The organism is Rheinheimera texasensis, from assembly GCF_964031785.1.
GTDB lineage: Bacteria > Pseudomonadota > Gammaproteobacteria > Enterobacterales > Alteromonadaceae > Pararheinheimera > Pararheinheimera texasensis_A.
Genome location: NZ_CAXIRE010000021.1, coordinates 252,544 through 265,234, shown reverse-complemented (window position 1 = coordinate 265,234; position 12,691 = coordinate 252,544). Strand labels below are relative to the sequence as shown.

The window sequence follows — 12,691 nt, the reverse complement described above, 5'->3', positions numbered from 1 at the left end:
CGCCGCTTTTGATTAGGCTGTGCCGCCGTTCAATATTAACTACCGATATCTCATCATGCCTGCATCTGAAAATTACTCTACGCTGCGCAACTGGCTGACGCTGTTAGTACCATCTTTACTGGGCGTCTTTTTATTTATGACGCCCATCCCGGCAGAAAAAGGCCTGACCATTCCGGTCGCAGTGATGGCGAATGCACTGAAAACCACAGTCGGGAGTTGGATGCCTTATTTGCTGGCGTTTATTGTCACGGTCTCAGCGCTGGTCACGTTGGGCGTCAAAGTATTCAAACCACAAGCTATTGTCGCCGGCGGTTTTGCCGGCAAATTATTTAGCCCCGGCTGGGGCTGGGTGCTGGTGCGTCTGTTGGGCGCAGTGTTTTTGTTATTAGTGCTGACTGGTACTGGCCCGGAGTTTGTCACCAGTAAAGCCACCGGTGCTTTAGTGCTGAATGACTTGCTGCCGGTGTTGTTGTCGGTATTTGTGTTTGCCGGTTTGTTACTGCCGTTGTTGTTAAATTTTGGTCTGCTGGAAATGATAGGCACCCTGATGACCAAAGTGATGCGGCCGATTTTTCGTTTACCGGGTCGCTCTGCGGTCGACTGTATCGCCTCCTGGATTGGCGATGGCAGCGTTGGCATTCTGCTGACCAGCAAACAGTACGAAGCCGGCTTTTATACGGCGCGGGAAGCCGCCGTGATTGGCACCACCTTCTCTGCGGTTTCTATAACTTTTTGTATCGTGGTGCTGGGGCAAGTGCGGTTGGAACATTTGTTTCTGCCGTTTTACGCCACTATCTGTACTGCAGGTTTAGTCGCTGCCATTGTGTTGCCTTATCTGCCGCCGCTACGTAATAAACCGGACACTTATATCGATGGCTACGACCATATGCGTGCCGAAGGCGGACAGTTTCCACAAAAATCGGTGTTTGGCCGGGCCTTAGCTCATGGTTTGCACAGAGCCAGCCAGGCCAGCGGCGTCAAAGCGACGCTGCGTGAAGGTGTTGAGGCAGTGGTCGATATGCTGTTTGGTGTGTTGCCGGTGATTATGGCCGTTGGCACCACGGCGTTAATTGTCGCCGAATACACGTCCGTCTTTAGCCTGCTCGGCGCGCCATTTGTACCGCTGCTGGAGCTACTGCAAATTCCTTATGCAGAACAAGCGTCTAAATCAGTCATGGTCGGTTTTGCCGATATGTTTGTGCCGTCAATTCTTGTTAGCGAAGTGCCCAGCGACATGACGCGTTTTGTTATTGCGGCTTTATCAGTAACCCAGTTGATTTATATGTCTGAAGTCGGCGCTTTATTGCTTGGCAGTAAAATTCCGGTCACTTTATGGGATCTGTTTTTACTGTTTATTTTGCGTACTTTGATTACGCTGCCAGTTATTGCCGGCATGGCACATTGGCTGTTTTAGTTGTTTGATTTAACTGGTTAAAAGTAAAAAGGGAGCTGTGGCTCCCTTTTTTATCAGTTAGGCTTAGCGACCGGATTTAACGGCTGAACTGGACATCAAAGCTGACCGGAACTACTAATTCAATCCGGTTTAACTTGGCGATTTCCTGCAGTTTTTTCACGCCGCCATCCAGTTTAAAGTCGATGGCTTTGATAAGCACCGGCGCTTTGGTGTAAGCCAAAACTCTGTTGTCTGCCAATTTCACCACGCATAAATCCACTGTAACTTTTTGCGTCTGATCTAATAAGGTCAGGCTCAGTTCGACTTTTTCCTGATGCACAGCGCCTGTTTTCAGTGCCGTGATCTTTGCTGTATCCAAAGCGCCTGCGGCTTTGATCGCCGGGAACTGTTTGGCGTTAAACAGGTGCTCAAGCATCCGTTCGTTGCGGATTGGGATCATGGTATCCAGACTTTGTACCGGGATCTCCACACTAAACTGGCCATTATCGGCCCACTGACCCTGCAGCTGTTTAAAACTATGCGTCTCGGCCACCACATCATTTTTTACAGTGACAAAATGCAGAGATGACTGCTGAGCGTCCAGTTGCCAGGCAGCCTGAGCAGAACCGGCGGCAAGCGCCAGGGCGAGCATTAATTTTTTCATGACAAACTCCGGTTAATAACGATAAAGGATGAATGCGTGGCTGTGCGTCCAGCAGCATACTTGACTGGCAAAACAGGTCCAAGTGTTTTTACTGTCTGTGGCTGTGTATTCGCCGAATTTGGGTAAATATTGCCGCCGAAGAATGCTGACAAATAAAAAAGCCCCATGGATACAGGGCTTTATAGTCTAAAGCAGTGTTAGCGGATAAGACAAACCCAGCCTTTGAGGTAATGGCCTTCCGGGTAAAAGCTGGCGATCGGGTGGTCTTTGGCCTGACTCAGCTTCTCAATAAACAGACAATCGCGGCCGGCATCCAGCGCCGCATCGGCAACGATTTTCTGAAACAGGCTGTCTTCCATTAAGCCGGAACAGGAAAACGTCAGCAACCAACCGCCTTTTTTCACAATTTGCATCGCGACGCGGTTAATGTCTTTGTAACCGCGGCACGCGCCCATCAGCTGGGCTTTGCTTTCGGCAAACTTTGGCGGGTCGAGGATCACCATGTCAAACTCGCGGCCTTGTTCTTTATATTGGCGCAGCAGCTTAAAGACGTCGGCCTTGGTAAAATCAAATTTGCTAAGGTCCAGCTGATTAAGTTCAGCGTTGCGTGCCGCAGTTTGCAGCGCAAGTTCTGACATGTCGGCGTTGATAACATGACTGGCGCCGCCCGCTAATGCGGCCACGGCAAAAGTGCCGGTGTAGCTGAAGCAATTGAGCACGGTTTTGTTTTTGGCGTAACGCGCGGCGGCTGCCCGGCTGTCGCGTTGGTCGAGATAAAACCCGGTTTTGTGGCCATTAATCACATCCACCAGAATTTTCATGCCGTGCTCTAACATCACCACTTCGCCGCTGTCACGCGGCGCGTGCAGCCAGCCAGTGACCGGTGCCAGACCTTCTTTTTTACGGACATCAACGTCAGAGCGCTCAAAAATACTGCAGTGCGGAAATTCATGGCGCAGCGCCGCCACTATGTTGGCACGCTGATAGTCAGCGCCGGCACTTAACAACTGCACCACCAGGATGTCGTGGTACAAATCGACAGTCACACCCGGCAGGCCGTCAGACTCAGCTGCCACGACGCGGATACCGTTGGTGTCATTGAGATCAAATAATTGCTGGCGCACTTGCCAGGCGGCGCTGATGCGACGCTGAAAAAAAGCGGCGTCTATGGCTTCGTGTTCATCAAAAGACCAGACCCGGACGCGGATTTGTGACTCTGGCGAATAAGCGCCCGTAGCGATAAAAACGCCGTCGTGGCTGCGAATTTCCACGGTTTCACCGCTGTTGGCTTTGCCTTTGACCTGTTTTACTGCTTTGGAAAACACCCAGGGATGGCGGCGTTTTAATGATTTTTCCCGATCGGCTTGTAAAATGATGCTGGCGGCCATAAGAAGTTCCGAGTCTGATAATCTGCTGTGGACTGGGAGCTGGCAAGAGTTGCCAGAGCCCTGAAAAGGGCGCCATTTTAGTCCGGTCGTGGCAAAAGCTAAAGAAAAACTATGTGTTGGGCTTGTGGCCGCAGCAAAAACTACCTGAAAGGATAATTCAATGCCGACTTTCACTGCTCTACCGGCCTCGATGCAGGCGATTGATGTGACAGCAGCACAGCAGCTGCAATTTGTCACTGTGCCGTTGCCAGACATCAGTGGCAAAGAAGTGCTGATTAAAGTGGCCGCGGCCGGCGTCAATCGCGCCGATTTAGCGCAGCGCGCCGGCTATTATCCGCCACCACCCGGGGAGAGTGACATTTTAGGACTCGAAGTGGCGGGGACTGTGGTGGCTTGCGGTGCAGCCGTCAGTAGCGATTGGCTTGGCGTTGATGTTTTTGGTTTAGTGCCGGGTGGCGGTTATGCCGAATATGTCAGAATGCCTGCTGCGCATTTGTTGCGCCGTCCCGCGGGTATGACAGTGGAGGCCGCTGCTGGCTGCGCCGAGGTCTTCCTGACGGCTTATCAGGCAATGTTTGTACTGGGTGAATTGCGTGCTGATCAGGCTGTGTTGCTGCATGCCGGTGCCAGTGGCGTCGGTACAGCCGCTATTCAACTGGCAAGAGCGGCCGGGGCCCTGGTTGCTGTGACCGCCGGTTCTGATGAAAAAACGACAGCCTGTCTAGAGCTTGGCGCTGATTTCGCGGTCAATTATAAAACCGCTGACTTTGCGGATGTATTAAAAGCCGCTCAGCCACAGGGCTTTCAGGTGATTGTGGACCCGGTCGCCGGTGACTACTTACCAAAAAACCTGCAAGTGTTGGGGCTGGATGGCCGCATTGTGGTATTGGCGATGCTGGGTGGCAGGACAGTGCCGGCTTTTGATCTGACCCAAATGTTTAAAAAACGCGGTCAGCTGTTATGTTCAACTTTGCGTAATCGTACTGACGATTACAAAGCTGATTTAGTCAGCCGGTTTTTAGCGCAATTTGGCAGCGCTTTAGACAGCGGTGCTATTAAACCAGTGATTGCCAAAGTGCTGCCCTGGCAGGAAGCGGATGCTGCCCACCAGTTATTGGCCAGCAATCAGCTGGTGGGCAAAGTGGTGTTAAAGGTCGGTTAGTCGGTATTTTTTGCCGGGCTGTTGACTTGCTCGGCTCGCTCGGCCTGGCCGGTCAAATCCAGTTCAAACTGCGCCGGATCTGGCGACGTATCGTTTACCGGATAGCGTTCTGCCCGCATCTGGCTGTCGACCGTCTGCTGGTCAACGCGCGGGTCCAAAGCGGCAGCGAGCGGAGAACCGACTAAATCACCGGCTGCCATCATGTAGTCTTTTGGCGCAATTTTTTCCTGCTGTTTTTGCTGGTAATTCACTTGTTGTAAGCGGACAAATAACAAGGCTGCGACGGCCGCCATAAAGGCATACAACATCTGACTGCCGCCAAGCTGCATAAAAGCCGATGCCAGCAACGGGCCTATACTGGCGCCCAGGCCAAAAGTCAGCAGGATAGTGGCAGACAGCGCTACACGTTCATGTTGTTCGATATTTTGGTTGGCAAGTGCTGCACCCAGTGGGTACAGCGTAAAAGCAAAGACGCCAAACACAAAAGTAAAACCAAGTTGCACCACACCGCTGAGCGGCAGCAGCGCCATCGCCAGCACGAGTAAACCCAGGATCACACTGTTAGTGCGGATCAGCCGGCTGCGCCGTACCCGATCGGACAATTTCCCCATCGGCCACTGTGCCAGCAAACCAGCCAGTACTGTGGTGGCCATATAAGCTGCGACCTGTTCAGTGTTCATGCCCTGACTGGCAGCATAAGCCGGTGCCAGACCATAAAAAGAGCCGACTATCACACCTGCCATCGCAATAGTGGTCAGCGATTGCGGCACTTTTTGCCAGAACACTTTAATTTGCAGTGGGGCCGGTTTCAGTGGCTGCGGGTGAATACGTCGTGTCAGTGCCAGCGGCACGATACAAAGCGCAAAACACATCGCCACCAGCAACAGCGGTTTGATGGTCAGTTCAGGGTTTAAGCTCATCGCACCTTGCCCCAGTACTAGCCCGAGATAAGACACAATCATATAGCTTGCGAAAATAGTCCCGCGGTTTTTACTGTCGGCTTGTTCGTTCAGCCAGCTTTCCAGCACCATGTATTGACACATCATGCACATACCAACAATCAGGCGCAGCAGCAGCCAGACTTCCAGCTGTTCAATCATGGCGTGGCCCAGCGCGGAAGCGGTGACGACACCGGCGCTGGCGACAAAAGCACGGATATGGCCGGCGCGCGCAATCAGCTTATGGCCGATTTTTGAGCCAAGCACCAGCCCGAGGTAATAAGCCGACATCATGGCGCCGATCCAGACCTTGGCGACTTCCATTGAAGCGAGCTTCAGGCCCAGATAAGTAGTCAGCAAACCTGCCGCCAATACCATCAGCAAGGTTGCGCTGTATAACGAAGAAAACGAGCGGATAGTCGCCGCCATGCCTGTTCCTTGTCTGTTCTAAAAGAAAAACCGCAGCGGGGCTGCGGTTTTGGCTACATTATTTGACCCGCATGCCCGGTGTGGCACCGTCGTCCGGGCTTAGCAGGAAAATCTCGCTGCCGCCGGGACCAGCTGCCATTACCATGCCCTCGGACATGCCAAACTTCATCTTACGCGGCGCCAGATTCGCGACCATCACCGTTAACCGGCCGACTAATTGCTCTGGCTGATAAGCCGCTTTGATGCCGGCAAACACCTGACGTTGTTCATTGCCAAGGTCAAGCTGCAACCGTAATAACTTATCGGCGCCTTCGACATGCTCGGCGCTGACAATTTTGGCGATACGCAAATCCAGCTTGGCAAAATCATCAATGTTAATTGTCGGGGCTATCGCTTCAATCTCAGCAGCAGCTGCAGTTTGCGTGCTTGATGCTTGCACCGCCGGAGCGGCTGCCGCCTGCAGGTTGTCTTTCGATGCATCGACCATCGCCTGCACTTTGACCGGATCTACGCGCTGCATCAGCGCTTTAAATGGATTGACCGCATGATTAAGCAGTGGCTGCTGATAATTATCCCAACGCAGTTCGCTGTTTAAAAACGCTTCGACTTCGCGCGCCATATTCGGCAGCACTGGTTTTAAATAATGCATCAGCACGCGGAACAGGTTAATGCCCATAGAGCAGACATCCAGCGTTTCCTGTTGTTTGCTGTCATCTTTGGCTAATACCCAAGGTGCTTTGGCGTCGATATATTGGTTGGCTTTGTCGGCAAGCGCCATAATGTCGCGAATAGCGCGGGCATATTCGCGCTCTTCAAACGAGGCTGCGATGCTGTCGCCTTGCGCAATAAACTCAGCAAAAAGTTCTGGCTCGGACAGATTTGGCGACAAAGTCCCATTGAATTTTTTGCTGATAAAACTGGCGCAGCGGCTGGCGATATTGACCACTTTACCGACTAAATCGGCATTCACTTTCTGCGCGAAGTCTTCCAGGTTTAAATCTAAATCCACGATGCCTGAGGTTAGTTTTGACGCAAAGTAATAACGCAGATATTCCGGATTCAAATGTTCAAGATAAGTGCGGGCTTTGATAAAAGTGCCGCGCGATTTCGACATTTTGGCGCCGTTGACCGTGACAAAACCGTGGGCAAACACACTGGTCGGTTTGCGGTAGCCGGCACCGTGTAACATCGCGGGCCAGAACAGGCTGTGGAAATAGATAATGTCTTTGCCGATAAAGTGATACACCTCAGCATCAGAATCTAATTGCCAGAACTGGTTAAAATCGATGCCGGTTTTGTCGCAATAATTTTTGAAACTGGCGAGATAGCCAATTGGCGCGTCCAGCCAGACATAGAAAAACTTGCCCGGCGCGCCCGGGATCTCAAAACCGAAGTAGGGCGCGTCACGGCTGATATCCCATTGCTGCAGGCCGTCTTTAAACCATTCCTGCAGCTTGTTGGCCATTTCGCTTTGCAGCGCGCCGCCGCGGGTCCAGTCCTGCAGCATTTGTTCAAAGGCCGGCAAGTCGAAGAAATAGTGTTCAGAGTCTTTTAATACCGGCGTTGCACCTGAAACCACCGATTTCGGGTTTTTCAGTTCAGTCGGGCTATAAGTGGCGCCACAGACGTCACAGCTGTCGCCGTTTTGATCCAGCGCGCCACATTTCGGGCAATCGCCTTTGACAAAACGGTCCGGCAAAAACATTTGTTTTTCCGGGTCAAACAGCTGGCTGATTGACCGGCGTTTGATATAACCACCGGCGTCGAGCTTGGTGTAGATTTCGCTGGCAAAGGCCTGATTTTCGCTGCTGTGGGTGCTGTGGTAATTGTCAAAACCAATTAAAAACTCTGCGAAATCAGCCTGATGTTCAATGGCGGTCTGGGCAATCATTTGCTCAGGTGTTAAACCCAGCTGTTGAGCTTTGAGCATGATTGGTGTGCCATGGGCGTCATCAGCACAGACGTAATAACATTGGTGGCCGCGCGCCTTTTGAAACCGCGACCAGATGTCGGTCTGAATGTATTCAAGCAGGTGACCTAAATGGATAGGGCCATTGGCATAAGGTAAAGCGCTGGTGATTAAGATTTTACGTGTCGTCATGAACCGGCTCTGTATCGATGAATGCAATAAAAACAATGTGCATCATGATACAATAGCCAGCCACAAAGCGCGACAGCAGCGCAATAACTGCCGACTTTTAGTCTGGCCCGCGCAAAGGCTCCAGGCTGTTGTGCCCCTGTACTTTAAAAGGATTTGTTATGTTTTCATTCTGGAAAAAAACAGCCGATTCTTCTTCCGCAGAAAGCTTACCTGAGCCGCTACGACAGTTACTGGAAACGCCTTGTCATGAGGCCATTCCGCTGCCGCTTAGCGAAATCGCCAATATTCGCCTTGAACGCAACACCTTGTCGTTGACGCTGCCATTTCCGGCATTATGGCTGGAGGGCTGGTTAAGTGCGCAGTGCCAAACGCTGGGGCTTAGCTACAAAGTTCAGGTTAACTGGCAACCAGAACAGCCTTTTGCTTTTGCCAAAGTACGGCAGGTGATTCTGGTGGCTTCCGGCAAAGGTGGGGTCGGTAAATCAACCACAGCGGTGAATCTCTCGGTCGCGCTGGCACAGCAAGGCGCAAAAGTTGGTTTGCTGGACGCGGATATTTATGGGCCATCTATTCCGCTGATGCTTGGCGAAGCGCAAAGCCGGGCCACCTCACCGGACGAAAAACATCTGAATCCGCTGCAAAAACACGGCATTGTGCTGCAATCAATTGGTTTTCTGGTCGACCCGGACAATGCCTCAGTCTGGCGCGGCCCAATGGCCAGCCAGGCCTTGATGCAGCTCGTAAATGAAACTTTATGGCCAGAGCTTGATTATCTGGTGGTCGACATGCCACCTGGCACCGGCGATATCCAGCTGACTATGTCACAAAAACTGCCGGTGGCGGGCGCTGTGATTGTGACGACGCCGCAGGATGTGGCGCTTGCTGATGCGAAAAAAGCCATTCAGATGTTTCGTCAGGTCAATATTCCGTTGCTGGGCCTTGTCGAAAATATGAGTTTTTATCAGTGTCCGTCCTGTGGTCATCAGGACGATATTTTCGGCACCAATGGTGGGCTGGAGTTGGCTGCGCGTTATCAAGTCAGTGTGTTGGGGCAATTACCACTGCAGGCGAAAATTCGTGAAGCAGGGGATGCCGGGACACCTATCGCATTAGCGCAAGATAATCAAACAGCTGAAATCTATAGAAAAATAGCACAGCAGCTGATCTTCACTTTATACTGGCAAACCCGGCTCAGCCCGCAACAGGCGGTCGAAATTTTAATGACGGATGATTAACATGAGACTTTGTGATCGCGACATCGAACAATATCTGGCTGAAGGCAGGATCAAAATTGAACCAAGACCTGCTGCCGACATGGTAAGCGGCGTCAGCGTCGATATCCGGCTTGGCCACAAATTCCGTACTTTTCGCGCTTATGCCGCGCCTTTTATCGATTTGTCCGGCCCGCGCGAAGAAGTGCAGGCTGCGCTCGACTCGGTAATGAGTGACGAAATTGTACTGACCGATGATGAAGCATTTTTCCTGCATCCAGGCGAGCTTGCGCTGGCTATTACACTCGAATCAGTCACGCTGCCGGCAGATATTGTCGGCTGGCTGGACGGTCGTTCCAGTCTGGCGCGGCTGGGCCTGATGGTGCACGTCACTGCGCACCGGATTGACCCGGGCTGGTCTGGCAATATCGTGCTGGAATTCTACAACAGTGGCCGCTTGCCACTGGCGCTTAGACCGAACATGAAAATCGGCGCGCTGAATTTTGAATTAATGACCGGCGAAGCGGCCAGGCCTTATAACAAACGCGAAGACGCCAAATATCGCCAGCAAAGCGGGGCAGTCGCCAGCCGGATCGGGCAAGACGATCCTGGTCATCAGGGTTAATCAAATGCTGGCGCGGGATTTTGTCCGGTTATTGTTGCTTGCTGCAATTTGGGGCGCGTCGTTTTTATTTATCCGGCTGGCGGTTGCTGCTTTTGGTCCGGCCCCTTTGATGGCCGGCCGGGTCGGTCTCGCCGCCTTGTTTCTGGCGATCATCGCATGGTGCTGGCACAAGCCTTTATTGCTGCGTGGCAATATCCGGCATTTTCTGATCCTGGGGCTAATTAATTCAGCCTTGCCGTTTTTACTCTTTGCTTATGCCGCACATTGGCTGACTGCGTCTGTGTTGTCGGTGTTAAACGCTACAGCGCCGATTTGGGGGGCTGTGCTTGGCGTGCTGTTTTTTCGCCAGCCTTTGAGCCTGAAACTGGTCAGCGGTCTGTTGCTGGGGATCAGCGGCGTGGCCATACTGGTTGGTTTTGATGCCGTGGTGCTGCAACCCAATGCGGCGGTGGCGATTGCCGCTGCTGCCGGTGCCGCCTGTTGTTATGGTTTAGCCACCCATTACACCCGTCGCGCTGCTGCTGTGGAACCTTTTGCTAATGCCCATGGCAGTATGTGGGCAGCTTTCTGCTGGTTATTGCCGCTGGCATTGTTGCAGCCGCCAACAACTGTACCAAGTCCGCTACAGGGTATCGCCTTATTGTTGCTTGGTGTGTTGTGCACTGGTGTCGCTTATCTGCTGTACTTTGCATTGGTGCGGGATATTGGCGCCACGCCGACTTTGACCGTGACTTTTTTAATCCCGGTGTTTGGTGTCAGCTGGGGCGCGTTGTTTTTAGGTGAAACGGTCGGCTGGCATACCTTAGCAGGCGCCTTGACGGTGCTTTGCGGTACCGCGTTGGTGACCGGATTTTCGCTGTCGAACTTGTGGCCGAAGAAACAGTCGAACAGCTGAGTTGTGTTCAGAAGCGATTCAGAAACAACGGCATATAACTGAGTTATCGTTCGAGATGTTGTGACTGTGACCCTTGATAAACATGCTGCATCAGCTGCAGCAAGGAGCCAAAAATGTCGTGCCGCGTGCCGTTTTTATCTGCCATTACTCTCGCGTTAGTGACCCAGTTTCCGGCTGTTGCGGCAGACAAACAGGCTGCAGCCAAGGCAACACAACAACTCAGTCAACCTGCAGCTGCCACAGCAAAAGCGCCGGCACAGCAAAAGAAGCAGTTCTCTCAGGCTGAATTAGACCAAATGCTGGCGCCTGTGGCGCTGTACCCGGATACGGTGTTATCCCATGTCCTCATCGCCGCGACTTATCCACTGGAAATTATCAAAGCCACCCGCTGGTTATCAGCAAAACCCGGCATGACGTCGGAACAGGCGCTCAAAGCCGCTGAAAACGAAGCGTGGGACCCCAGCGTGCGTGCGCTGGTTGCGTTTCCGCCCCTGCTCACCAAGATGAACAATGAACTGGACTGGACGCAAAAACTCGGTGATGCGTTTTTAGTGCAGGAAAAACAAGTGATGGCGACAGTGCAGCGCCTGCGCGAAAAAGCCTACACCGCCGGTAATCTGAAGAATCAGGAACATATCCGGGTTGAGCGCAAAGAAAAAGTCATAGTCATTGAGCCGGCACGGCCTGAAGTGATCTACGTACCTGTTTATGATACTCGGGTGGTATACGGCGACTGGTGGTGGCGTTCTTATCCGCCTGTGCACTGGCCATACCCAACCGGCTATCGCAGTCACACCTCATTTTATTGGGGTGCTGGCGTACAGGTTGCACCAAATTTCTATTTTTCTACCTTTTACTGGCCCCGCAACGAAATCGTTGTGATCCATCATCATGACTATCGCCCGCGGCAATATTACCGTAGCCATGATATCTATCAGCATGAAGAACGCCGGCACTGGCGGCATAACCCTGAGCACCGCCACGGCGTGGTGTATCAGGCGGGTTATGAACCTGTGCGTGAGACTCGCGGCGAAACCTGGCGTTATGAAGACCAAGGCGACCGCAGGCGCTGGGCGGCAGAAAAACGCCAGGACAACAATGTTGCTATGCCTGGCGACCAGCAAATTATCACGCAGCCTGATCCCGATTTGGATCAGCTACGCCGGCAGCAACAGGAACGCGATCAGGTGTTTGCCCAGCCAGTCAATGAGTTAAATCCGCAGACTGAGCCAGTGGCAGTGACACCAGACCAGGGTGATACCACCACTCCAGTGCAGCCGGTCGCTGAAACCGTTGAGAACAACAAAGATGGTGTGATTGAACAACCAGTGTTTGAGCAGCCTGTGCATGAAACACCGGTGACAGATATGCCAGCGCCTGTGGATCAAATTGGCTCGCCAGAACAAATCACGACGCCAGAAGTATTGCCACAACCTGAGCCACAACCGGTGTTTGAACAACCACAGCCAGTGGAACCAATGCCAGAGCCGGTGACAGAGCAACCGATCACGGAGCTGCCTGTTTACCAGCAGCCGGAACCTGTACAACAGCCAGAACCGGTGTATCAACAACCGGAACCTGTACAGCAACCTGAACCTGTACAGCAACCTGAACCTGTCTACCAACAGCCAGAACCGGTGTATCAGCAACCTGAACCTGTCTACCAGCAGCCAGAGCCGGTGTATCAGCAACCTGAACCTGTCTACCAGCAGCCGGAGCCTGTGTATCAACAACCTGAACCGGTGTATCAGCAGCCAGAACCTGTCTATCAACAGCCTGAGCCGGTGTATCAGCAACCGGAACCGGTTAGCCAGCCGGTGATTGAACAAAGCGGTATTCAATAATCACTATCAGGCAGCCTGCGGGCTGCCTGGTTTTTTTAGGA

10 protein-coding genes are annotated in these 12,691 nt (G+C 52.5%); 6 read left to right on the top strand and 4 right to left on the bottom strand.

Annotated elements, in window-relative coordinates:
* The first annotated feature begins 55 nt into the window (after positions 1-55).
* The gene (locus ABNT34_RS12740) at positions 56-1,414 is read left to right on the top strand and encodes a YjiH family protein (protein ID WP_348732198.1); all 1,359 of its coding nucleotides are present in this window, start codon (positions 56-58) and stop codon (positions 1,412-1,414) included.
* A 76-nt stretch (positions 1,415-1,490) separates the two neighbouring features.
* On the opposite strand, the gene ABNT34_RS12735 is transcribed toward ABNT34_RS12740, so the two are convergent.
* Both ABNT34_RS12735 and ABNT34_RS12730 read right to left on the bottom strand, forming a co-directional pair.
* Positions 1,491-2,057, bottom strand: coding sequence for a YceI family protein (locus ABNT34_RS12735; protein ID WP_348732196.1), 567 nt, complete (start codon positions 2,055-2,057; stop codon positions 1,491-1,493).
* Positions 2,058-2,254: 197 nt separating this feature from the next.
* The gene (locus ABNT34_RS12730) at positions 2,255-3,445 is read right to left on the bottom strand and encodes a class I SAM-dependent methyltransferase (protein ID WP_348732194.1); all 1,191 of its coding nucleotides are present in this window, start codon (positions 3,443-3,445) and stop codon (positions 2,255-2,257) included.
* Between the two features lie 160 nt (positions 3,446-3,605).
* On the opposite strand from ABNT34_RS12730, the gene ABNT34_RS12725 reads away from it, so the two are divergent.
* Complete coding sequence (locus ABNT34_RS12725; RefSeq protein WP_348732192.1) at positions 3,606-4,607, top strand: NAD(P)H-quinone oxidoreductase; 1,002 nt, start codon at positions 3,606-3,608, stop codon at positions 4,605-4,607.
* Here ABNT34_RS12725 and ABNT34_RS12720 read toward each other — a convergent pair.
* Both ABNT34_RS12720 and metG read right to left on the bottom strand, forming a co-directional pair.
* Positions 4,604-5,974: an MFS transporter gene (locus ABNT34_RS12720; protein WP_348732190.1), complete on the bottom strand. Its 1,371-nt coding sequence runs from the start codon at positions 5,972-5,974 to the stop codon at positions 4,604-4,606. The genes ABNT34_RS12725 and ABNT34_RS12720 overlap by 4 nt on opposite strands.
* A gap of 58 nt (positions 5,975-6,032) precedes the next feature.
* Positions 6,033-8,075, bottom strand: coding sequence for a methionine--tRNA ligase (metG, locus tag ABNT34_RS12715; protein WP_348732188.1), 2,043 nt, complete (start codon positions 8,073-8,075; stop codon positions 6,033-6,035).
* A 158-nt stretch (positions 8,076-8,233) separates the two neighbouring features.
* Here metG and apbC point away from each other — a divergent pair, with 158 nt between their 5' ends.
* From apbC to ABNT34_RS12695, 4 genes are all read left to right on the top strand, one after another.
* Positions 8,234-9,310, top strand: coding sequence for an iron-sulfur cluster carrier protein ApbC (gene apbC, locus ABNT34_RS12710; RefSeq protein WP_348732186.1), 1,077 nt, complete (start codon positions 8,234-8,236; stop codon positions 9,308-9,310).
* A gap of 1 nt (position 9,311) precedes the next feature.
* Positions 9,312-9,911, top strand: a complete 600-nt coding sequence (gene dcd, locus ABNT34_RS12705; protein ID WP_348732184.1) for a dCTP deaminase — start codon at positions 9,312-9,314, stop codon at positions 9,909-9,911.
* A gap of 4 nt (positions 9,912-9,915) precedes the next feature.
* Positions 9,916-10,806, top strand: a complete 891-nt coding sequence (locus ABNT34_RS12700) for a DMT family transporter (RefSeq protein ID WP_348732182.1) — start codon at positions 9,916-9,918, stop codon at positions 10,804-10,806.
* Positions 10,807-10,919: 113 nt separating this feature from the next.
* Positions 10,920-12,650 carry a DUF3300 domain-containing protein gene (locus ABNT34_RS12695; protein WP_348732180.1) on the top strand — a complete coding sequence of 577 codons (1,731 nt, stop codon included), beginning with the start codon at positions 10,920-10,922 and terminating at the stop codon, positions 12,648-12,650.
* Positions 12,651-12,691: the final 41 nt, after the last annotated feature.

Bases quoted from the DNA above. Each gene is read 5' to 3' on its own strand.
- ABNT34_RS12730 (WP_348732194.1), bottom strand. From the start codon at position 3,445: ATGGCCGCCAGCATCATTTTACAAGCCGATCGGGAAAAATCATTAAAA.
- metG (WP_348732188.1), bottom strand. From the start codon at position 8,075: ATGACGACACGTAAAATCTTAATCACCAGCGCTTTACCTTATGCCAAT.
- ABNT34_RS12720 (WP_348732190.1), bottom strand. From the start codon at position 5,974: ATGGCGGCGACTATCCGCTCGTTTTCTTCGTTATACAGCGCAACCTTG.
- dcd (WP_348732184.1), top strand. From the start codon at position 9,312: ATGAGACTTTGTGATCGCGACATCGAACAATATCTGGCTGAAGGCAGG.
- ABNT34_RS12700 (WP_348732182.1), top strand. From the start codon at position 9,916: ATGCTGGCGCGGGATTTTGTCCGGTTATTGTTGCTTGCTGCAATTTGG.
- ABNT34_RS12740 (WP_348732198.1), top strand. From the start codon at position 56: ATGCCTGCATCTGAAAATTACTCTACGCTGCGCAACTGGCTGACGCTG.
- ABNT34_RS12725 (WP_348732192.1), top strand. From the start codon at position 3,606: ATGCCGACTTTCACTGCTCTACCGGCCTCGATGCAGGCGATTGATGTG.
- apbC (WP_348732186.1), top strand. From the start codon at position 8,234: ATGTTTTCATTCTGGAAAAAAACAGCCGATTCTTCTTCCGCAGAAAGC.
- ABNT34_RS12695 (WP_348732180.1), top strand. From the start codon at position 10,920: ATGTCGTGCCGCGTGCCGTTTTTATCTGCCATTACTCTCGCGTTAGTG.
- ABNT34_RS12735 (WP_348732196.1), bottom strand. From the start codon at position 2,057: ATGAAAAAATTAATGCTCGCCCTGGCGCTTGCCGCCGGTTCTGCTCAG.